Source organism: Aphanizomenon flos-aquae FACHB-1287 (assembly GCF_014698755.1).
Lineage (GTDB): Bacteria > Cyanobacteriota > Cyanobacteriia > Cyanobacteriales > Nostocaceae > Dolichospermum > Dolichospermum flosaquae.
Map to the genome: position 1 here is coordinate 109,095 of NZ_JACJTO010000008.1, position 21,492 is coordinate 130,586.

General features: G+C 35.6%; 17 protein-coding genes and 1 pseudogene. 11 read left to right on the plus strand and 7 right to left on the minus strand.

What is annotated here, in order from left to right:
- Positions 1 to 3: 3 nt before the first annotated feature.
- Together H6G44_RS06140 and H6G44_RS06145 are read right to left on the minus strand one after the other, a co-directional pair.
- Positions 4 to 1,758: a serine/threonine protein kinase gene (locus tag H6G44_RS06140; RefSeq protein ID WP_190386443.1), complete on the minus strand. Its 1,755-nt coding sequence runs from the start codon at positions 1,756 to 1,758 to the stop codon at positions 4 to 6.
- 105 nt (positions 1,759 to 1,863) lie between these two features.
- Positions 1,864 to 3,405, minus strand: coding sequence for a YcjF family protein (locus tag H6G44_RS06145; RefSeq protein ID WP_190386444.1), 1,542 nt, complete (start codon positions 3,403 to 3,405; stop codon positions 1,864 to 1,866).
- 301 nt (positions 3,406 to 3,706) lie between these two features.
- Between H6G44_RS06145 and H6G44_RS06150 the strand changes: the two genes are divergently transcribed.
- The 3 genes from H6G44_RS06150 to H6G44_RS06160 all read left to right on the plus strand — a co-directional run bounded on the left by H6G44_RS06150 (position 3,707) and on the right by H6G44_RS06160 (position 5,709).
- Entirely contained in the window at positions 3,707 to 4,204 is a 498-nt protein-coding gene (locus H6G44_RS06150; RefSeq protein ID WP_190386445.1) for a DUF937 domain-containing protein, read from the plus strand.
- A gap of 161 nt (positions 4,205 to 4,365) precedes the next feature.
- Positions 4,366 to 5,058, plus strand: a complete 693-nt coding sequence (gene bchM, locus H6G44_RS06155; RefSeq protein ID WP_190386446.1) for a magnesium protoporphyrin IX methyltransferase — start codon at positions 4,366 to 4,368, stop codon at positions 5,056 to 5,058.
- A 390-nt stretch (positions 5,059 to 5,448) separates the two neighbouring features.
- Positions 5,449 to 5,709, plus strand: coding sequence for a DUF7219 family protein (locus H6G44_RS06160; RefSeq protein ID WP_375379352.1), 261 nt, complete (start codon positions 5,449 to 5,451; stop codon positions 5,707 to 5,709).
- Between the two features lie 158 nt (positions 5,710 to 5,867).
- Here the strand turns inward: H6G44_RS06160 and H6G44_RS06165 are convergent, their stop codons facing one another.
- The 4 genes from H6G44_RS06165 to H6G44_RS06180 form a co-directional block, all read right to left on the minus strand.
- Positions 5,868 to 6,998, minus strand: coding sequence for a glycosyltransferase family 4 protein (locus tag H6G44_RS06165; protein WP_190386448.1), 1,131 nt, complete (start codon positions 6,996 to 6,998; stop codon positions 5,868 to 5,870).
- A gap of 167 nt (positions 6,999 to 7,165) precedes the next feature.
- On the minus strand, positions 7,166 to 8,320 hold the full coding sequence (locus H6G44_RS06170; protein WP_190386449.1) for an NAD-dependent epimerase/dehydratase family protein: 1,155 nt from the start codon (positions 8,318 to 8,320) through the stop codon (positions 7,166 to 7,168).
- Between the two features lie 751 nt (positions 8,321 to 9,071).
- Positions 9,072 to 10,109 (minus strand): agmatinase family protein, encoded by a 1,038-nt coding sequence (locus H6G44_RS06175; protein ID WP_190386450.1) that lies wholly within the window; start codon positions 10,107 to 10,109, stop codon positions 9,072 to 9,074.
- A gap of 26 nt (positions 10,110 to 10,135) precedes the next feature.
- Complete coding sequence (locus tag H6G44_RS06180) at positions 10,136 to 11,563, minus strand: FAD-dependent oxidoreductase (RefSeq protein ID WP_190386451.1); 1,428 nt, start codon at positions 11,561 to 11,563, stop codon at positions 10,136 to 10,138.
- Positions 11,564 to 11,833: 270 nt separating this feature from the next.
- Between H6G44_RS06180 and H6G44_RS06185 the strand changes: the two genes are divergently transcribed.
- The 8 genes from H6G44_RS06185 to H6G44_RS06220 all read left to right on the plus strand — a co-directional run bounded on the left by H6G44_RS06185 (position 11,834) and on the right by H6G44_RS06220 (position 21,010).
- On the plus strand, positions 11,834 to 12,406 hold the full coding sequence (locus tag H6G44_RS06185) for a transposase (protein ID WP_190386452.1): 573 nt from the start codon (positions 11,834 to 11,836) through the stop codon (positions 12,404 to 12,406).
- A gap of 57 nt (positions 12,407 to 12,463) precedes the next feature.
- Positions 12,464 to 14,473 carry an Eco57I restriction-modification methylase domain-containing protein gene (locus tag H6G44_RS06190; RefSeq protein ID WP_190386453.1) on the plus strand — a complete coding sequence of 670 codons (2,010 nt, stop codon included), beginning with the start codon at positions 12,464 to 12,466 and terminating at the stop codon, positions 14,471 to 14,473.
- 339 nt (positions 14,474 to 14,812) lie between these two features.
- A complete protein-coding gene (locus H6G44_RS06195) occupies positions 14,813 to 15,577 on the plus strand; it encodes an ABC transporter ATP-binding protein (RefSeq protein ID WP_199291782.1) in 765 nt (254 codons plus the stop codon).
- Positions 15,578 to 15,794: 217 nt separating this feature from the next.
- Complete coding sequence (locus H6G44_RS06200; protein ID WP_190386454.1) at positions 15,795 to 17,234, plus strand: GTP-binding protein; 1,440 nt, start codon at positions 15,795 to 15,797, stop codon at positions 17,232 to 17,234.
- A 49-nt stretch (positions 17,235 to 17,283) separates the two neighbouring features.
- Positions 17,284 to 17,430, plus strand: a complete 147-nt coding sequence (locus H6G44_RS06205; RefSeq protein ID WP_242031707.1) for an EcoRI family type II restriction endonuclease — start codon at positions 17,284 to 17,286, stop codon at positions 17,428 to 17,430.
- 12 nt (positions 17,431 to 17,442) lie between these two features.
- Positions 17,443 to 18,459 (plus strand): adenine-specific methyltransferase EcoRI family protein, encoded by a 1,017-nt coding sequence (locus H6G44_RS06210; protein WP_190386455.1) that lies wholly within the window; start codon positions 17,443 to 17,445, stop codon positions 18,457 to 18,459.
- 580 nt (positions 18,460 to 19,039) lie between these two features.
- Positions 19,040 to 20,395, plus strand: coding sequence for a UDP-N-acetylmuramoyl-tripeptide--D-alanyl-D-alanine ligase (locus H6G44_RS06215; protein WP_190386456.1), 1,356 nt, complete (start codon positions 19,040 to 19,042; stop codon positions 20,393 to 20,395).
- A gap of 372 nt (positions 20,396 to 20,767) precedes the next feature.
- Entirely contained in the window at positions 20,768 to 21,010 is a 243-nt protein-coding gene (locus H6G44_RS06220; RefSeq protein ID WP_190386457.1) for a hypothetical protein, read from the plus strand.
- A gap of 113 nt (positions 21,011 to 21,123) precedes the next feature.
- On the opposite strand, the pseudogene tnpA reads toward H6G44_RS06220, so the two are convergent.
- Positions 21,124 to 21,492: pseudogene (gene tnpA / locus H6G44_RS06225) on the minus strand (IS200/IS605 family transposase); the annotation flags it as partial.

Genomic DNA, 21,492 nt, shown 5'->3' on the forward strand with positions numbered 1-21,492 from the left:
CCCCTAATTACGAATATTTACCTCCTGTAAATAATCTTCTGGTTGAATAGATACTTTATACTCAGTAGATTTTTTTGTTGCAGAAAACAGTTCCCGCTTCTGGATAGCTAATTCTTGTTGTTGATTACGTAAATGTAGTTTTTGAGAATATTCTTGTATTTTCGTTCTTGCTTGGTCATAAACATCAACATTTTTAGGAATCTTTTCTAGGAGTTTAATTGCTCCAAAAAAATTACCTACAGACGCTTGATTGTGAGCTTGATATAAATAGTATCCTGATCTAATTTGACGTTTTTGATTGTATTCAGACAACTTCCTTTTAACTATAGCACCAACAGCGTTTTCTTCAGGTATTTGCTGTAAATAATATAAAGCTGTTGAAAAATCTTTTTCTTCAGCTTTTGCATAAGCTTTAGCTAATAAAACTTGTGTTTGTGCTTCAATATTTATCTTTGCTTGTTCAACTAAAGGCTGAATTTTTGATTCCCAATAGGAACTAACTGGAACTTTACAAGCATAAGCTAATACATCTGTCCACCGACTTTCTTGGAAAGCTTTGTTCGCTGAAACATAATATTCTGAATCTTTTTCCCATTGACTTTGCCATTTTTCAATTGCAGCTTGTGCTTCTGGATAAACATTACTATTCAGGGGTATTGACTGAGCTAAATTAATGGCTTTTTGTAAATCTCCAGATTGATATTTTGCTATAGCTTTATATAAAGTTTCCGTAGCTGAATAAGCTTGATAATTATTAAATAAAGAATATATTCCCAATCCAAGCATAACAGAATTAATCAATAAACCTAATCGCAATCCAGCTAATAGTGTTTGTGATTTTTGATCTGTTTTTTCAATATTTCGATAAGATAATTGAGACTTTGTTATTGATATTTTTCCTGGTTTTTTGTCCCATTCTATATGCTTGAGTACCCATAGTGCTTCATTGGCAGATTGAAATCGTTCTTGATGTTGATAACAGATCATTTGGTTAATAAAAGCCACTAAATAATCATTAATGGAGGTACAATCATTACACCAAATTATTTCATTAGTTTCTGCATTAATTTTTAATTGTCGAGGTGAAAATCCCGTTATAGCTTGAATGGCAATTATGCCCAAGGAATAAATATCACTACTGGGTTGAGCTTGACCAATAAATTGTTCTGGAGGAATATAACCTAAAGACGTGACAGGAATTTGATCTATAAATAATGCCGTTTCAATACTAAAGTCTATTGGTTGAATTGAACCAAAATCAATTAATACTAATTTGCCATCTATAGCCCTTCTAATTAAGGTTTCTGGAGTGATATCACAATGAATAAACCCTTGAGAGTGAACAAATTCAAGAATAGATAAGGCATCTTCTAAAAACTTAATAATATCAATTTGACTCCATTTATCTCGACTTTTAGGGTTTTGAGGTAATTCAATTGCTAAAGACTCTCCAGGAATAAATTGTTGTACTAAATAAAAATGTTCATCTTCTTCAAAACAGGTAATTAGTTCAGGAATTTGGGGATGAAGACCTAAATCTTTTAGGGTTTCAGTTTCCGCTAAAAACCGCAATTTCAGGTAATCAAAATAGGAGGTAGATTGATAGTTGTTGACCTTTAGTTGTTTCACAACATACCTGGGTTTATCTGGGTGGTACATATCCACTGCGATAAATGTTTGTCTAAATACTCCTGTACTAAGTAGTTGAACAATTTGGTAACGCTCTTGTAATAATTTGCCGATCATTTGCTTACTCATGATCTAGTTACTCAGATATATATCTTTTCTGACAATGACTGCTATTTTCCGGAAGTCTGGAGAATAATTCAGTAGATGAAATATTCAATAATGTTTCCAGTATTACTACTGATGATCTTCCCTGTCCCCAAAGGTATCGGTTAATGGTTTGACGACTTTAGCGATCGCTTCCTGCACAAAAATTTTCATAAACTCATCTCGACGATTAATTTGAAATTGTTGTTGTACAACTTCTGTCATTCCCCCGTCACCCCAATCTTGATCATGACGAAAATATTCAATAAAACTTTTCCCCGCAATCCGAGTTAAATATGCGGCTGTTACTCCTTGAATTGCCCTCCCGACAATAAAAGTAGCAACATTGAGTTGCAAAGCCGTTGATAATAATTCAATCGCACCTTTAACAATACCTAAACCAGCAATAGTTTTTCCTAAAGATAGCGCCAACTCTTTACCCCGTTCCATATTTAAATCACAACCGTAAAGTCTACCAATTTCTACTACCATTTGGGCATTAACAGCAGCAGTTGCCAGTAAGTCTACCATCGGTAATGGAGTGACAGAAACTACACCTGCCCCAATCCATTGATAACGTTCTACAATTTTATCAGCTTGACGACGACGCTGAGAATCTATGAGTTTGCGAGCTTCTTCTCCCAAACGCAAAGATTGTAAGAGAATGTTGTCTGCTACAAGATCTTCACCCTCAGCCCGTAAAATGGCAGCCATACGCCGTAATAAGGGGATAATCTCTGATTCTGGTTGGAAGGTTTCCCCCGTTTCTAATTGGGCTATTTGCGGATTAGCAGCGATCGCTACTACATCATTAGTAGCAATAAATCCCCGTACCCGTTCCCGCAATCTGGACAAAATCACCTCTGTATCATTTTCTGTGTATAAATCCGTTTTATTTAATACTAAAAGCGATCGCTTGCCAATTTCTGCTAACCCCCGTAGTGGTTCATATTCAGAACGTCGTAAATCATTATCTACCACAAATAACAACAAATCCGCCTCCGTGGCCAAAGCCCTAGCCAGTTGTTCCCGTTCTGTACCCGCTACCCCCGGTTCTAAAATCCCCGGAGTATCAGTAATTAATATCTTCCGCTCTAAACCTTTTAAACGTAAACAATAGGTTTCTCCTACCTGGGTTGTCCCCATGGGCGCGTTGACTTCACCGACTATCCGCCCCATAATTGCATTAACTAAAGAAGTTTTACCTGCACTACCTGTACCAAAGACAACAACTTGAATTTCACCTCTAGCTAAATTCGCCTCAATTTCCTGAGTGCGACTTAGCAAAGCTTGACGTGTAACTTCATCTTGAATTTGGGACACTTGTTGACGCACCGCCTCCAAAGTAGAAGAAGCTGCATCAGATTTAACTGCGGGAATTTGTGATAAAGTCACCCTTTGACGCTGACGACGGGATTTTTCCTCTCCCTTCCGCAATACCAATACATAATAAATAAACGCAGCAATCAAACCACCAATTAGCAAAATCAGCAGCAATAATAATAAGTTACCCAACAACGGCGAATAAGACAACTGCCAATACAACCGGGAAAGAGAATCAATTAGCCATAGAGTTAACGCCAAAATGACGATTAGACCAACAATTAACGTGACTATGCGAGACAAAGGCATGAATAATAAATTTAGTACCTATATAGTATTTTTAGCTCTTGAATACATAATATGCAAAATCTGAACAAAAAAATCTCATAAAGCTTACTGTGTATCAGAAATAAACCTGATATTTAAATATTATGGACAAAAATTCCTTCAACCCTCATTTCTCTGTGTTCTTTATTCCGTAATTCCTGCGTAAGTCCTATTTCTGTTCTATGTTCCCTTAATTACTGTTTATTAAATTCCCCATTTATTCTTCCCTTGAATTAACATATGTTGTAATAGTAGGAGACATTAAAAGACAGGGAGAAAATTAATGGGACTATTTGATCAAATTCTTGGCGCGGTTGGTAATTCCAATCAACCAGCCGGCTTGGATAACTTGCTAAATATTGCCACCACTGTTCAACAATTAGGTAGTGGCCTTGGTGTGGACTCTTCCACCATGCAATCAATTTTATCAGTAGTTGGTAAACAAATACAATCATCTTTACAAGCAAAAGAAGCTACCGAAGGAAGCGAAGCAGTACAAGACCTAATCAATCAATTTGCTGGAACTTCAGCCAATTCCCAAGCCGTAGATAATTTATTTTCTGCTGATATCCAAGCAAAAGTAGCGGAGAATGTCGCCCAAGCTGCTAATGTGGATGCCAGTACCGTTCAACAATTATTACCAACTTTAATACCTGTAGTCCTGAGTTTCTTACAATCCAGTGGTAATCCATTACTCAGTAAAGTTTTAGATGCTAATGTTAATATCGATACGGAGCTTTCTGGCGTGATTAACTTAGCTACTCGGTTTTTAGGAATTTAATCCTAGCTAGAATTTTTGTAGCCCAAAATCCACCGTTAGCAAATTAAAATGAGGCTGCATAGAATCAGATTTCCAGAATAATTGAGCCCGGATCACCGCAGCCCAGAAAAATTCATGAATTTCATGATTCTGTACAGTCTCACATATAATTGATATCACAAATGAAGACAGCCGAGGATAAAACAATAGTCCGCGAATACTTTAACTCCACAGGTTTTGATCGGTGGCGACGCATCTATGGTGATGCTGAAGTCAACAAAGTCCAGCTAGATATTCGCACTGGACATCAGCAAACTGTAGATCATGTCATTGGCTGGTTAGAAGCTGACAACAATTTACCATCATTATCAATTTGTGATGCTGGCTGTGGTGTGGGTAGTCTGAGTATTCCCCTGGCTACGGCTGGTGCTAAGGTCTACGCCAGTGATATTGCGGCTAAAATGGTATCAGAAGCCCAGGATAGGGCTGTAATGGCTTTGTCAAATACCGCAAACCCCTCTTTTGCAGTGCAGGATTTAGAATCTTTAGGTGGTAATTATCACACAGTTATCTGTTTAGATGTTCTCATTCATTACCCCCAAAAAAAAGCCGATGAAATGATTTCTCACCTGTGTTCTTTAGCACAATCCAGAATTATTCTCAGTTTTGCACCTAAAACCTTTTTTCTGACAATTCTCAAAAAAATCGGTACTTTCTTTCCAGGTCCAAGTAAAACCACTCGCGCTTACTTACATTCTGAAGCCGATATCATCAAAATTCTCCAAAAAAACGGCTTTTCTATAGAAAGAACAGCTATGACACGGACAAACTTCTACTTTTCCAGGTTACTAGAAGCAACTCGTACATCTGTTTAATTAGCATAGTATAATTAATACTTCATATTCCCGATTTCTTAGAGAAGTCGGGAATTGAGAAACTATTCAGGTTTTGTATGTTGTAATGACAATATTTAACGCCAATCCACTTACGTCCATTCCCGGTGTTATAAGGTACATATCTAGCGGGCAAGATGCCCGCACCACAAGAGTTTTATCATTCAACTTTGTACCTCATCAGATCGGAAAGCGCTGTAATTTGTTATTATTGAAAGAACATTTCTCCAAATCAATTATTAATAAAATAAGTAAGTATGTTACAATAGATCGAATATATAGAATGGAATATTACACAAAAATATGTCATAACTGGTGTTTAGGCAGCATTTTTCTAAGTTCTGTAGAGAAGTTGAGTAAATGGAGAAGAAAATGACGAGTAAAGAAGATTTTCTCTATCCCCGTGGTCGCTACTATGGTCATGTAAAACCAGAAAACTTGTTATTTAATGCGAATTTACAGGAATTTGCCCAAAAGGTTAGCTATATCTGCAACCTCGAAACAGGTGGAAAAATCCCACCTGGTGAGGCCTACAAAGAAATTAAGTCACTCTGGAAGCAGTTAAAACACTCAAAAAAAGAACTGAAAATCGATGAACAACCTTTTCTAAGTAACGGTTCTGAAGAAGGCTAATTAATATTAGGCGAAAATTAGCCATTAATTATATTATTCAGCCCTCTTGCCTGTTTTTTCGTCATTTTCCCAACCTTAGACCCGGATTTGGTAGTGATATTGGCTAGTATAGGCTTGTTCTGAATGAGTAGAGCTATCACTGATCAATGCCTAGATATTCACAGCTTGCCATTTGGCCTGAGGATTATTTTTTGATAATAATCCTCGAGTTGCTGTGTAGCAGATGTCCACCCCCATTTCTCCGCTTCTGCACGGGCATTTTTACGGATAATATTTATTTCCTGTTTTTCTTTTAACAGACCCATAGTAGCATGAATAGCCTCTTGAATATCAGCGTGGGGATCAAAAAGATATCCATTTACACCGTCTGTGACGATATCAGGTATACCTCCAGAACGGGCTGCTACGACTGGACAACCGGAGGCCATGGCTTCTAGCAGGACTAATCCTAATGTTTCTGTGCGGGAAGGAAAAATAAAAGCATCAGCGCTGGCAAAGGCAGAACCTAATTCTTTACCCATGAGATAGCCGACAAAATAAGTATTTGTACCGATAAAGTGTTTTTCTAAAGCTTGGCGGTGGGGTCCATCTCCCACTAGTGCTAATCTGGCCTCAGGAATGGCTTCTAAAATCGGTTTAATGCGTTCGATTTCCTTTTCCGCAGAAAGACGACCAACATACAATAATAAGGGGCTTTCTGGATGATTTTGGGAGAGATGCGATCGCATTTTGTCACTGGCTAAATCAGGATGAAATAATTCTGTATCTACCCCCCGTTGCCACAAATCTACTCTTTCAATTCCATGTGCTGAAAGTTCCTTGACCATGGCCGTAGAGGTACACAAATTTAACTCCGCCTGATTATGACCAGCTTTCAGCAACTCCCATAGTAGTCCTTCTAACATTCCCAACCCGTAATGTTGCAGATATTGAGGCAAATGGGTATGATAAGAAGCCACCAAGGGAATTTTCAGAACTTTACTATAAAAAATCCCTGATAGTCCTAAAACAGCGGGATTAACAACATGAATAATATCTGGTTTAAATTCTTCTAAAGCGTGACCAATAGCAGGGCGAGGCAGTGCCATTTTTAACTCTGGATAGAGAGGTAAGGGAAAGCCACTAACTCCATAAACTTTCGCACCTTTATGTTCGGTGATTCCACCGTCTGGGGCAAATACTAAAACTTGATTTCCATGACGTTGTAAATGGTCAACAGTATGACGCAGACGTGTCACAATGCCATCAACTTTAGGCAAAAAGGTTTCTGTAAATAGGGCAATTCGCATAAAAGAGGAGTTCAGAAGTTACAGAAGTTTAGAATAGGAGTAGAAGAGCAGGAGAGAAGGATAGTAGAGAGAAATCTTTTTGCTTCTTCCTTCTTCCTTCTTTCTCCTAAACTTCTGATAGCGTTTACGTAGTGTGCCGAAGGCATAGCGTGGCGTTAGCCATGCTCCTATTTTCTATGCCAAGACACTTTGGGAAGAATTTGTTTGTGATCAACTCGGTTTTGATACTTGACAGCAAAGTTTAAAAGCGAATCAAGTAAAGAATCTGAAAGCAGGTGAGGCTGTAAACCCAAATCCAAGAGTTTAGTATTTTTCGCATTGAAATAGTGTTCTTCCTTTTCCACTCTAGGATTATCTATGTGGTTAATATCCACATTTAAGCCCATAGCGTTACCGGCTTTTTTCACCATCATTGCCAAGTCACCAACACTAAATAGTTCAGTAAATTGGTTAAAAACACGGAATTCTCCTGGTTCGGCAGGATTAGCGATCGCTAATTCAATACATCGTACTGTATCCCGAATATCCAAAAAGCCGCGAGTTTGTCCACCTTTACCGTAGACGGTGAGGGGATGTCCTACAGTAGCTTGAATACAGAAACGGTTTAGTGCTGTACCAAATACACCATCATAATCCAAGCGGTTAATTAACAGTTCGTCCATTCCCGTTTCATCGGTTAAGACACCGTAAACTATCCCTTGATTTAAGTCTGTAGCCCTTAACCCCCAAATCCGACAAGCAAAATGGATATTATGGCTATCATGGACTTTGCTCAAGTGATACATTGAACCAGGCTGCTTAGGATAGGGCAAAGTATCCTTGCGACCGTTGTGTTCAATCGTGATGTATCCTTCTTCAATGTCAATGTTAGGAGTACCATACTCACCCATTGTACCCAATTTCACCAAATGGCAATCCGGGAAATCTTCCCGCATGATGTATAGCAAATTCAACGTACCCACCACATTATTGACCTGGGTAAGAACAGCGTGTTCACGGTCAATCATGGAAAATGGCGCTGAACGCTGTTCACCAAAATGCACGATGGCAGTAGGTTGAAATTGGTGTAAGGCCTTGTGCAGAAATTCGTAATTGGTAATATCGCCGATAAACAGATCAATAGACTTATTAGTCAAATCTTGCCATCGCTGGAGACGCTGCTGAATTGGCGCGATTGGGGTTAGGGTTTCTACACCCAGTTCATTATCCCAGTGTCGTCGCACCAAACTATCTAAAATTCCAACTTCATAACCTCGATTAGAAAGGTAAAGCGCGGTTGCCCAACCACAATACCCATCACCACCAATAACCAGGACTTTCATCTTTACCAGTTTTTACTCGCTGATAGCTAAATCTATCAGGTTTGTGTACCATCTTCACCAAATAAATTCTGATCATTCAGCAGGTATAGGGAGTTAACAATATTCTAATACACAGCAATTAGCTATTAATCTTTATTTACAGAAATATCCATTAAGTATAAAGCTCAGTCACTTCAGCACTGAGATATAAGTAACAGGATCAGTTTTAACTGCCTTCAGTATTTTATATCGTTTCCCAGTCTCGTGAAATATACACCAATTTATTCTCTGTTCACTGGGAACGGTTAACATTTCTTGAAAAAGTCGGGAATTTTATACTCAATAAAAAAGGTTTGGTTGACAACCAAACCTTGACTTAAATCCAGTGCATAACAACATCCCGAATTAATCTAACTTTTATTATCTATTTTTAGCATCTTCCTATGGTATGTATACAAATGTCATAAAATCTGATAAGAAATGATTTTTATAGATAAAAATAAAGGACGGGTTTGATCCCGTCCCCAATAATAGCTTGAATGGTATTACACCTTAATATTGCAACAAATATTATGAATAAAATTTAATAGGTTATTAAGACTCTAGACACAGCAAAAAGCACAAAAACGTTAATTTATTTCTTGCTGACTGTTGCCAATATTATTTATTTATACAATCATTTAAATATATCATAGATATATTTTCCTGTCATGCCAAAATGCCGAATAATAATTGGGAAGAAAAAAGAAAATATTCTTCCCTGACCTATTCCCTACTTTTGAGATAAGTCGAATAAATTTGCTAATTTATAAACTATTCGGGCACCGACATTTCCATCCCATTCAGCATCACCGACTTCACAAACATCAAAACCAATAATTTTTCTACCACTATTTACAAGTTCACGGAACAGACAATAAACCTGTTCTAATTCCAGTCCTCCTGGGACAGGAGTACCTGTATTTGGGCAAAGTTTGGGATCTAAACCATCAATATCGAAACTAATATAAACTTTTTCCGGTAAATGATTGATGATTTCTCGACATAAATCTAACCAAGTTTTACCAGAGTATAGTTGTTGTTTAATTACAGAATCATAATAACCAATAATCCGATTATTTGATTGATTAATTATTTGTACTTCATCATAACAAATATCTCGCACACCTACTTGAACTAATTTAGAAATTTGCGGTATTTTCATGGCATTAAACATAATAGACGCATGAGAAAATTCAAATTCCTCATAGGCATTACGTAGATCTGCATGGGCATCAATATGTAAAATTCCCCACTGATGATATTGATTAGCTAAAGCTTGAAAATAACCTAATGGTGAACTATGATCACCACCAATAACAGCCACTCGTTTACCTTGATTCATTGCTGCTTGTGATTGGCTAAATAACCATTGATTTACTTGTTCTCCTGCTTGGTTAATTGCTGCGAGAATAGAAGTTAAATCTGGTGAATCGGTAAGAGATTTACCTACGGATTGACGTTCAATAATTTTAGCTGCTTCTTGACGATAATAGTTATTTTTAGTGATCATATCCTGGGGAATTTCTACCATAAATATTCCCTGTTTCCAACCGTCAGGATGATCAAAATCAAATAAATCTATTTGCAGTGAAGCATCTAAAATTCGCTCTGGTCCGTTTGCCGTTCCTGCACCATAAGAAACAGTGACTTCCCAAGGGATAGGCAAGATAATTAAATTAGCTGAATTATAATCAAATGGTAATCCCATAAAGTTGCCATTTTTTTCGGCTATGCTATTGGGATTATATTCTGGGACTGAGTTATTCATGGATGAAATAATTTGATAAATGTAAATTAAAAATCGGCAAAATCACGACCATAAACTTTTTGGTTATAATCTTGCCATTGTTGAGGTGATGAATGGGGAAATCCGGTCAATGTCGCTGATTGAATATACTCCATAAATGGACGACGCAAACGTTCATAGTTTGTAAAAGCTTCAGCTATAACTTGCAGATGATCCCAATCATTATTTTTAGCAATTTTAGCAATGAGTTTGACAATTGTTAATGCGTCTTCTAAACCTTGATTTCCTCCTTGAGCCATAAAAGGAGGCATACCATGAGCAGCATCACCAATTAAGACAACTCGCTGTTGATTCCAGGTTGGTTGAATGGTAGTGTCATTAAATTTATGGATAACAGGATGAATGTAGTAAGGACGCTGCTTCATATTAGCAGGAGGAGAGAGATTTACTAATTGTTGGAGGGCATCAGGAAAGTTGGCTTTTTCTATTTCTTGTCGAGCTAAATTTATTAAATCAGTTCCGGCTTTTCCTTCTACAGATTCTAGAGGTATAGGTAAATGCAGAATATATCTAAATTGACCATTTCTAGATGATAAAATCATCCTGAGATGATTATAATAATTAGAATTTCTAGATATTTGATCATCATTAATGGTGACAAGTAATGAATTTTTTAAAAATCTGGATTCTATTTCTGTTTGTATTGCTTCTGGAATATCAATTATATCAGAACAAGATATAGCTGTAAATCCAGAATATTCAGGTTTAGCAAAAGGTATATTAGGAGTATTTTGGTAAATTATTTGCCGAACAGTTGAGTTAATTCCGTCTGCACCAATAATTAATTTAGCATGGAAAGATGTTGTTGTTAATGTGGGAGGAATAGTATCTAGATTTTGTTGTGAATTTTCATCAGTGGTTTGATTTTCTGTCCAATGAGCGTAGGGATTGGCTGCAATACTGAGATTAGAAACACAATCTATCCGTATACAGTTGAGTTCTGGCTCATCTATGACATTAATACAACGGTGATTAGCTTTTACCCGTTCTGGAGGTAAAAAGTTTCTGAGGATAGTTTGTAATTCATACCAAGCTATTGATACTCGTCCTTCACCATATTCTTGAAACCAGTTATCAAAACTGAGAGGAATTGACAAAATTAGTTGTCCTTGAAAATTTTTGATAGACCATACAGAAGGATTTCCAGGGGAATTTTGCTGATTAGATAACGTAGTTTGTGCTACAGATGTATAAGCATTAACACTTAAGCATTTGAGGGCTTTTAATCCATTAGGAAGAAGGTCTATGATTTGCCCAACTTGACGAAAGCTACGAGCTTGATCAATAACTAATATATTTTCGATACCGCGCTGGTATAGACCAATGGCAGTTGCTAAACCAATAAGGCCAGCACCAACTATAACTACATCATAGACTTTTTGAGGTTTAAATGTGTTTTGATAATCTAATACCATGAGATTGGGAATTGTAAAGAACTTCTAGTACAGGTTAACATAAATCAATCTACTCCATTGATGCCAATGAGTTGACCAATTTACCGACTATTCAGTGGTGGACAGGAGGAGGAACTACCCGGACTAGTTTAGGTAATCTGTATGAGGGTAGCAATGATATCCAAATGAAGAAACTTGTAGATAAATGGTTCTTACAGCAGTTTGAGATCAAACGCGGTACAAAGATGGTAAACTTTAAAGGTGGAAAAAAAGAAAATAATTCAGATATATATGGCAGCAGCATATTCAACTTATATAAGACAAAAAATATTAAGTGCTTGGCAAAATAAAGAAGACACGCAAAGAGAGTTAGCAGCGAGATTTAAAGTGAGCCTATCATTTATCAGTGAATTTTTCCGCCAATATAGAGAAACGGGGAAAATAGAACCCAAACCTAAAGGTGGAGACCGCCGTTCTTTAATTAAAGGTAAAGAGGAAGAATTGTTGAAAAAAATAGTGATAGAGCAGAATGATATATATTTACGGGAAATTCAAGCAGCAATAGAAGAGCAAACAGAAATAGAGGTAAGTATATCCAGTTTATCCCGAACTCTAAAACGCTTAGATTTAAGACGTAAAAAAACTTTAGTAGCCAGTGATCAAAAAACACAAAGAGTACAAAAAATGCGTTATGAATTTCGACGTTGGCTAGATACAATAGATGTCAAAAACCTTGTATTCATTAATGAAACAGGTTTAAACCTGGCTATGACACGAAACTACGGTAAAGGAATTATCGAAGCTGGAAAAGGCATTTTTACCATAATTTTCTTAATGAGTAATGAAGGACTAAACGAATTATAACAAATTATTCAAATTTCTCATAATTTCTGGACATTTTACTTTCTATAAATTGATAATATGACAACTTTCCTGACAGATTCTCTAGATATAAATAGATTTCATTTTTCTTCAAAATTGAACTTAAAACAAAGAAGTGAATTAGGTCAGTTTCTAACTCCTGCACCGGTTGCGAGATTTATGACAGGACAATTTAACAATTTATCTGGTAATATTAATTTATTAGATCCGGGGGCAGGTATTGGGTCATTAGTCAGTGCTTTTGTAGAACAATTATTGATAAATTCTGCCCAAATTGAGAGTTGTTTAATTACAACTTATGAAGTAGAAGAAACATTTTTATCTTGTTTAGAGGAATGTCTTATAGAATGTTGTAATGCTTTAAAAAACAAGGGAATAAAAGCAGAGTATTCTTTGCGAAATGAAAGCTTTATCGAGAGTATTGGTGAAACAAGTTTACCGCTTTTCACTAAAAATTCTCACAATTTTACCCATGCAATTATAAATCCACCTTACAAGAAAATAAACAATCAATCAATTGAGAAAAAAATATTATCAAAGCTTGGTATTGAAACTGTAAATTTATATAGTGCATTTGTTTGGCTGTCCATGTTACAACTTGCTCAAAATGGTGAAATAGTTGCAATTACTCCCAGAAGTTTTTGCAATGGTAGTTATTTCCGGCCTTTTCGCAAAGCTTTTCTAGAAAAAATGGCATTTGAAAATATTCATATATTTGAAAGTCGCTCCTTAGCTTTTGCAGAAGATAATGTTTTACAAGAAAATATTATTTTTCATGCTGTTAAAACAGAAAATAAACCTAAATTTATAGAAATAAGTATTAATTCTGAAAAAGAATTAGATAATAGTTCAGAAAAAAGACTTGTTCCCTATAATCAGATTATTGAAACAAATGATCCTGAGATGTTTATTCATATCATTACCAACTCTTTGGAAGATGCTTTAAGAGTACAAATGGGTAAATTTTCAGCCACTTTAGAAGAAATTGGTTTAGATGTTTCAACAGGACCAGTTGTAGATTTTCGTCTTAAATCAGCTTTGAGAAATTGCTTAGACGAGGAAAGTGTTCCACTAATTTATCCAGAATCTATAAAGCCAGGAAAAGTTTTGTTTCCCCCAAAAAAGCCTCGTAAATCAATTGCTATTGAAAATAATCAACAAACACAAAAATGGTTAATTCAACCGGGTTGGTATGTTTTAATCAAGCGTTTTTCTGCTAAGGAAGAAAAACGCCGTATTGTTGCTGCTGTATGTTCTCCTCTAGACTCCCCCGCGTTGGGTATAGAGAATCATCTTAACTACTATCATGCTAAAGGAAGGGGAGTAAATCCTGACTTAGCAAGAGGTTTAGCAGCATTTCTCAATTCAACTTTATTTGATAACTATTTTCGGCTGTTTAGTGGTAATACACAAGTCAATGTAACAGATTTGCGTAAAATTAGATATCCTTCTAAAGAAGATTTGATGAAACTGGGAAGCCAAATCGATGAATTTGTATTTGACCAGGAAAAACTTGATACACTTGTTCACAAAAATCTGTCAATTATGAGTGAAGCAATAAACGCAATTCAAGCTAGTAAACGTATTCAAGAAGCACTAACTATTCTTAAACAAATTTCTGCACCAAAAGAACAGCAGAATGAAAGATCCGCGCTATGCTTACTTGCATTAGCAGATATTCGACCGGAAACTTCTTGGAATCAAGCAACAACTCCGAAACGCAGAATTACTGAAATGATGGATTGGTTTCGTGATTTTTATGGAAAACAATATGCACCAAATACACGAGAAACTGTGAGAAGACAAACAATGCACCAGTTTGTACAAATGGGTTTAGTTGTGGAAAATCCAGATCAACTAAACCGACCAATTAATAGCCCTAAATGGTGTTATCAACTTCAACAACAAGCACTTTTGCTGATACAATCATACAACTCTGAGCAGTGGGAAGAATCTCGTTGTAACTATGCTATTTCTGTCAAGAATTTATGGCAAGATAGAACTCGAAATATCCCCACAATTACCGACAAAAAAGAAAATCTTTCTTGATATTTTGGCGGTACTAATTCTATCAATGATTGAAAGTAAGTATCCTTATTCTATGCCTTTTGTAAAGAATGAAATATTCTTGAGCATACCGACTGCATAATTTGCTATGACTAATCTAAAATTACATTGATTATCGTTTAATCAAACCTTGACTAAAGTCGGTTAAAAATTGCTATTTACAACTGAGATTTCCATGGCTAATTCAGATAATCAATGAGTTCTATCGAAAATCGCCAATGGATTAGAAAATTAATTAATTGGGAATTTTATTTTAAATTAATCTTGACATAAATAGCAATTTCTATGCTATAATGTCAATTAACATGACAATAAATTTTTATGGATAAAACTATTACAATAACTGATGCCAATATTCACCAATCAGCACCAGAACAAGCAATTATTCGGTTAGAAGATATTTTTAAAGTTTATGGGATGGGGGAAATAGAAGTTAAAGCGCTGAATAATGTTAATTTGGTGATCAAACAGGGTGAATATTGTTCAATAATGGGACCTTCTGGTTCTGGTAAATCCACGGCCATGAATATTATCGGTTGTTTAGATCGTCCCAGTGCTGGAAATTATTATTTAGATAATTTGAATGTCGCACAAATGAATGATACAGAATTAGCACATATTCGTAATAAAAAACTCGGTTTTGTCTTCCAACAATTCCATTTATTAAATCAATTAACGGCCTTAGAAAATGTCATGTTACCAATGGTGTATGCTAGTGTTAAACCTGGGGAAAGAAAAGAACGAGCCACAGAAGCATTAATAAAAGTAAGATTGGAAAACCGGTTACATAATAAACCCACCCAATTATCAGGGGGACAACAACAAAGAGTAGCTATCGCTCGCGCCATTGTCAACCGTCCCGTTGTTCTCCTCGCAGATGAACCCACTGGCGCACTTGATTCTCATACGACCCAAGAAGTATTAGACTTATTTAGTGAGCTTAATAGTAGTGGAATTACTGTTGTTATCGTTACCCATGAATCAGAAGTTGCTCGTCAAACTAAGCGCGTTGTTTGGTTTCGTGATGGTGAAGTTGTTCATACTCATCTTACCCCCAATGAATTACATCAAGTTGTTATATCTTAAGTTTAATAGTTGAGTAAATCCTCTAGCTAAATCATCATTTTTAGCCTCAATTATCAATAAACTTTGATGACAACGTAATAAATAATCTTCCTGTTAACCAATTATTCACATTTATTGAATACTCAATTTTTAATTGAAGAGAGTATGATGCAAAAATCTAACGCAATATATTGTGCTAGTGTAATTTTTAATTACTCCCTCTTTTCCATTTCCTCAAATGAATACTAGACACGAATCCTCCCCCAACTGGGAAGAAGAACTAGACAGCGCCATTTTTACCTTTGATGATATTCAAGCGGAACTGAACTATAAACAAGCTAAAACCGCACTCAAAAATTTAGTGAATAATCTCGATCTTTCTCCTGGGGAAAAATTAGGTTTAGAAGTGGAAATTCATGATTTAGAAACCATGCTAGATAAACTAGAAAGTATGGTAGTCCAAATTGCAGCTTTTGGGATGGTAGGACGTGGTAAATCTTCCCTTCTCAATGCTTTAGTCGGTCGAGAAGTCTTTGTTACTGGACCATTACACGGTGTTACCCGTGATGCTCAAACCGTGAATTGGAGTATTAGTCAAGAAGCGTTAGGAACTTTAAAAGCCACATTATCTAGCAATGGTCAATCTCAAATCGAATTAATTGATACTCCTGGATTAGATGAGGTAGACGGTGAAACTCGCGCAGCATTAGCAGCACAAATTGCTCAACAAGCTGATTTAATTCTCTTTGTGATTTCGGGAGATATGACTAAAATTGAACAACTGGCTTTATCGCAATTAAGACAAGTAGGTAAACCGATAATTTTAGTATTTAATAAAGTTGATCAATTTCCTGAAACTGACCGAATTACAATTTATGAAAAAATTCGAGATGATAGAGTCAGAGAATTACTTTCACCTGCAGAAATTGTCATGGCTTCTGCTGCTCCATTGGTGAGAATTGCAATACAAAATCCTGATGGTACTAGGGGTGTAAAATTACAAAAAGGTAAATCGCAAGTTGAAGAACTGAAATTGAAAATTTTAGAAATTCTCCACCATGAAGGTAAGGCTTTAGTGGCTTTAAATACCATGCTTTATGCCGATAATGTTAATGAGCAATTGGTACAACGGAAACTAATAATTAGAGAAGAAAATGCTAATCAGTTAATCTGGAAAGCAGTAATTACTAAAGCATTAGCGATCGCATTCAATCCTGTTACAGTAGTGGATATATTAAGTGCTGTAATTATAGATATTTCCTTAATTTTAGGTTTATCTAAACTTTATGGTATCCCTATGACAGAAACTGGTGCTATAAAATTACTCCAAAAAATCGCCCTGAGTATGGGTGGTATTGGTGCCAGCGAACTATTAGCAAATTTAGGTTTAAGTGGTTTAAAAACCTTGCTTAGTATCTCAACAACAGCAACCGCAGGAATGACTATTGCACCCTATTTATCTATAGCTATAACTCAAGCAGGAGTAGCAGGTGTCTCTTCTTATGGTATTGGACAAGTTACTAAAACTTATTTAGCAAATGGTGCAAATTGGGGACCAGATGGACCAAAAGCAGTAGTTAATCAAATTCTCTCAACCTTAAATGAAACTTCGATTTTAAACCGAATTAAAGACGAATTACTGACGAAAGTTAATCTGAGAAAAAAAATCTCAAATTAACACTAATTTGTGTAAAAATAAATTTGTTAAGCATCATGAGAAAACAATTATGCTTCAAGCAGCTTCAATTTATACACAAGGAAATGGAGAAAAATGGGATGCAAAAAAAATGTTTGATATTATGATTGAAGTGTCTAATTCCTCTCTTAAGGCATTAGGTAGTGAAATATTTAACCAAATTACCAATAACGAATAATACGGGCTGATAATGGCAAGAAAAGTACAGCACTCTTTGTTGAAAAAAGCAAAACAAAACAAAAATGACGAGTTTTATACACAGCTTTCAGATATAGAAAATGAGTTAAAACATTATAAAAGTCATTTTAAAAATAAAGTAGTTTTTTGTAATTGTGATGATGCTCGGATTAGCAATTTTTTTAATTACTTCGCATCAAATTTCGCAGAATTGGGTATTAAAAAATTAATAACTGCTTGTTATAGAAAACAAGAAAGGGATTTGTTTAATACCGAAGAAGTTGAAAATGGTTTTTTCTTTGAATATACAGGTGTAGAGGGAGAAAGAACTAAACCAAGTTCAACTGACATCGTTCATTTTAAAGGTGATGGCGATTTTCGTAGTGCTGAAAGTATCGAACTATTAAAGCAATCCGATATTGTTGTTACTAATCCTCCATTTTCATTATTTAGGGAGTATGTGGCTCAATTAATTAAATACGATAAAAAATTCTTAATAATTGGCAATATTAATGCTATCACCTATAAAGAAATATTTAAGTTAATTAAGGAAAACAAGGCGTGGTTAGGAATAAACCTTGGTAGAGGTATTTCAGGTTTTATTGTCCCCGAACACTATGAACTCTATGGCACAGAGACTAGGATTGATAGCTCTGGAAATAGAATAGTTTCTCCAAACAATTGTCTATGGTTAACTAATTTAGACACTTTTAAACGACACGAAGGTATTACTCTCACAAAGAGATATTTTGGAAACGAAATTGAATACCCCCATTATGACAACTATGATGGTATTAATGTTAATAAAACACAAGACATACCATTAGACTACAAAGGATTTATGGGTGTACCTATAACATTTCTACATAAATTCAATCCCGATCAGTTTGAAATAATTAAATTTAGAAAAGGGAATGATGAAAAAGATTTGTCAATAAATGGAAAATGCCCATATTTTAGGATTATTATCAAAAATAAACGAATATTGACTGAATTATCTAACAATAGAGGAATACCACAACACGGTTAACTGAAGCCGGTTTAGATATCCCCAAAGATCACCTAGCACCAGAACCGGAATTGACTTTATATGCTAATCTTCAAGATAAACGAGAGGATGCTTACAGTTACTATAATGCTTTGCTTAATCAACTAAATAGCTTTTGCAATGCACTTGAATTAAATTATAAATATTAGCCATCTAACCTTACTGTTAAATATCTTTGGTCTTGATTATGTTGTAATATTTCTCCCTACCATCAAATTAATCATAACATCAATAACATTAGCCACACAGGGAATAGCTATCGCACAAGTTTTAAATTTAAGTTTGGCAGAAATTAGCCAAATTAACCAACAACAGAATATCAACACAAAGGACAAATAAAATGATTTAATTAGTTCCAGAAAATACTACTATTGAAGAAAAGGAGATTACTTAATCGATAGAACTAAACAAAACATACATTCTTGACTTTGGTAGTAATACGTATGACAAATCATTTCAACCAGTTTAGCGTATAGAACTTTACAAAAATAAATATTCAATGACAACGCGACACAAAAAATGATAAGGTTAATAGCTTTAAAATACCTTATCGTTTATCAGTATGTCAGTCTCTACCACTATCTCTCAACTGGTTGAAGTTCTTGTAGCTGAACCCGTGAATGTATCTGTATCTACCTTAGCCCAGTTGGCAAGTGGTATACAAACAGATACCCGCATTTTGCAACCAGGTGAGGTCTTTTTGGCTTTGCGAGGGGAAAAGTTTGATGGACATGATTTTGTCCCCACAGCGATCGCTAAGGGCGCTATATTGGCTATAGTTGATTATAATTATGAAAATCCGGGTTTTCCGATTTTACGGGTTAAAGATACTTTAAAAGCATATCAGCAAATTGCTAAATGGTGGCGAGAAAGTTTTTCTATTCCTGTAATTGGTATTACAGGTTCAGTAGGTAAAACCACCACCAAAGAACTAATTTCCGCAGTTTTAGCCACAAAAGGAAAAGTTCATAAAACCTACGGCAATTTTAATAATGAAATAGGTGTTCCCAAAACTCTTTTAGAATTGACTAAAGAAGATGATTTTGCAGTCATAGAAATGGCTATGCGGGGAAGGGGACAAATTGCCGAACTCACAGAAATTACTAAACCAACAATTGGAGTAATTACTAATGTGGGAACAGCACACATTGAATTACTTGGTTCAGAAGCAGCAATTGCTGAAGCTAAATGTGAATTATTAGCCACAATGCCAGATCATAGTATTGCCATTCTTAACTATGATAACCCCCGATTAATGACCACAGCGGCAAAATTTTGGCAGGGAAAAGTTATTAGTTATGGCTTTTCTGGAGGTGACATTCAAGGAGAATTAATTAATAATGAAACCCTAGAAATTGCGGGAATGCGTTTACCTTTACCCTTACCTGGTCGTCATAATGCCAGTAATTTTTTAGCAGCTTTAGCCGTAGCTCAGGTATTAGAAATTGATTGGCAATTATTACAATCTGGTATCATGGTAAATATGCCCACAGGTAGAAGTCAACGCTTCACTTTACCTCATGATATCGTAATTTTAGATGAAACCTATAATGCCGCTCCAGAAGCCATGTTAGCCGCTTTACAGTTGTTAGCTGACACACCAGGAAAGCGGAAAATTGCGGTTTTAGGGGCAATGAAAGAATTAGGAGAAAGATCCGCAGAACTACATCAAAAAGTCGGGGAAATGGTCAAAAATTTGCATCTTGATGGGTTATTAGTATTAGTTGATGGTAAAGATGCGGAAATTATTGCTAATAGTGCCGATAATATATCTTGTGAATGTTTTAGCAGCCATGCTGATTTGGTAAAGAGATTAAAAACATTCATACAAGCCGGAGACTGCTTATTATTCAAAGCCGCCCATTCTGTAGGATTAGATCGAGTTGTCAATCAATTACGGGCAGAATTTACTAATTAAAAAGATTTGAATATTGAGTTTATATATATTGTCTATCTCCTGTATTTTAGACAAAATAAACTTAATTAAGTCGGTATTTTCTGTAATTTCAATCCCCAATAAAAATGACATCTTTTATAGAGATATTCCATGAAACATCTCTAAAATACGTTCGTGGTAAGTTTTAAAAACTGTAAATTAACAAGCATCTTTTGACGGCTAATTACCATGAATAACTAGACAAAAATAGTTTAATTAAGTCTTATCTATTGAGGTTAAAGCCTTGAATTTATCAATTATTTTGGAAAGAATCAGAAGTAAGGTTAGTCCATAGCAAGTCTAATCTCATTTGTCTTTTGTCAAGACAATTTATCAAATCAAGGAGAAATTATCATGGCTAATATTCAAATATCTGCCCTACTTCCTGTAGGTTATGACTTATTTAATGATGCTACTAGTTTTCTTGATGAACTAGCTACCGAAGAAGTACAAAATGTGATTGGTGGCGGTTTTGGCCATTATTACGGTTATGGCCATCATGGCGGTTATAGACGTTATTACGGTTATGGCCATCATGGCGGTTATAGCGGTTATAGCGGTTATCGTCATAATCACCACCATGCTTCTTATTGTTAAAATATAAAAAAATGGCTGTTAATTTATTAATAGCCATCAAAAACACTCAGAATAGTGATTTATATTTTTATTTACTATTCTGACCGAAAAGACGGGACACAAGCCCCGTCCTTCTAGGACGGCTTTTCTTGATTCTTGATATACTCTTTCAATATTTCTAGTGGCGCACCACCAACTGAAATAGCAAAATAACTGGGACTCCATAAAGATTCTTCGTGGGGTTTTTTATATCCGGCTTGTCCATAGGCTAGACACGCCTTTTAAAGCATTTACTATTTGAGAAACAGATAATTTAGGAGGATATTCAATCAGTGTATGGACGTGATTCCCTCCACCGTTAAATTCAAGCACTTTAAAATTCATTTTTTCGGACACCTCACGAAATGTTTTTTCAATCAAATCAAGGCTTTCACCAGTAAACACAGCCCGACGATATTTCGTAACACAGACCAAATGAATTTTTAAGTCTGTAACGCTGTGTC

Excerpts from the sequence above, each read along its gene's own strand:
- H6G44_RS06140 (WP_190386443.1), bottom strand. The coding sequence starts at position 1,758 with ATGAGTAAGCAAATGATCGGCAAATTATTACAAGAGCGTTACCAAATT.
- H6G44_RS06145 (WP_190386444.1), bottom strand. The coding sequence starts at position 3,405 with ATGCCTTTGTCTCGCATAGTCACGTTAATTGTTGGTCTAATCGTCATT.
- H6G44_RS06150 (WP_190386445.1), top strand. The coding sequence starts at position 3,707 with ATGGGACTATTTGATCAAATTCTTGGCGCGGTTGGTAATTCCAATCAA.
- bchM (WP_190386446.1), top strand. The coding sequence starts at position 4,366 with ATGAAGACAGCCGAGGATAAAACAATAGTCCGCGAATACTTTAACTCC.
- H6G44_RS06160 (WP_375379352.1), top strand. The coding sequence starts at position 5,449 with ATGACGAGTAAAGAAGATTTTCTCTATCCCCGTGGTCGCTACTATGGT.
- H6G44_RS06165 (WP_190386448.1), bottom strand. The coding sequence starts at position 6,998 with ATGCGAATTGCCCTATTTACAGAAACCTTTTTGCCTAAAGTTGATGGC.
- H6G44_RS06170 (WP_190386449.1), bottom strand. The coding sequence starts at position 8,320 with ATGAAAGTCCTGGTTATTGGTGGTGATGGGTATTGTGGTTGGGCAACC.
- H6G44_RS06175 (WP_190386450.1), bottom strand. The coding sequence starts at position 10,109 with ATGAATAACTCAGTCCCAGAATATAATCCCAATAGCATAGCCGAAAAA.
- H6G44_RS06180 (WP_190386451.1), bottom strand. The coding sequence starts at position 11,563 with ATGGTATTAGATTATCAAAACACATTTAAACCTCAAAAAGTCTATGAT.
- H6G44_RS06185 (WP_190386452.1), top strand. The coding sequence starts at position 11,834 with ATGGCAGCAGCATATTCAACTTATATAAGACAAAAAATATTAAGTGCT.
- H6G44_RS06190 (WP_190386453.1), top strand. The coding sequence starts at position 12,464 with ATGACAACTTTCCTGACAGATTCTCTAGATATAAATAGATTTCATTTT.
- H6G44_RS06195 (WP_199291782.1), top strand. The coding sequence starts at position 14,813 with ATGGATAAAACTATTACAATAACTGATGCCAATATTCACCAATCAGCA.
- H6G44_RS06200 (WP_190386454.1), top strand. The coding sequence starts at position 15,795 with ATGAATACTAGACACGAATCCTCCCCCAACTGGGAAGAAGAACTAGAC.
- H6G44_RS06205 (WP_242031707.1), top strand. The coding sequence starts at position 17,284 with ATGCTTCAAGCAGCTTCAATTTATACACAAGGAAATGGAGAAAAATGG.
- H6G44_RS06210 (WP_190386455.1), top strand. The coding sequence starts at position 17,443 with ATGGCAAGAAAAGTACAGCACTCTTTGTTGAAAAAAGCAAAACAAAAC.
- H6G44_RS06215 (WP_190386456.1), top strand. The coding sequence starts at position 19,040 with ATGTCAGTCTCTACCACTATCTCTCAACTGGTTGAAGTTCTTGTAGCT.
- H6G44_RS06220 (WP_190386457.1), top strand. The coding sequence starts at position 20,768 with ATGGCTAATATTCAAATATCTGCCCTACTTCCTGTAGGTTATGACTTA.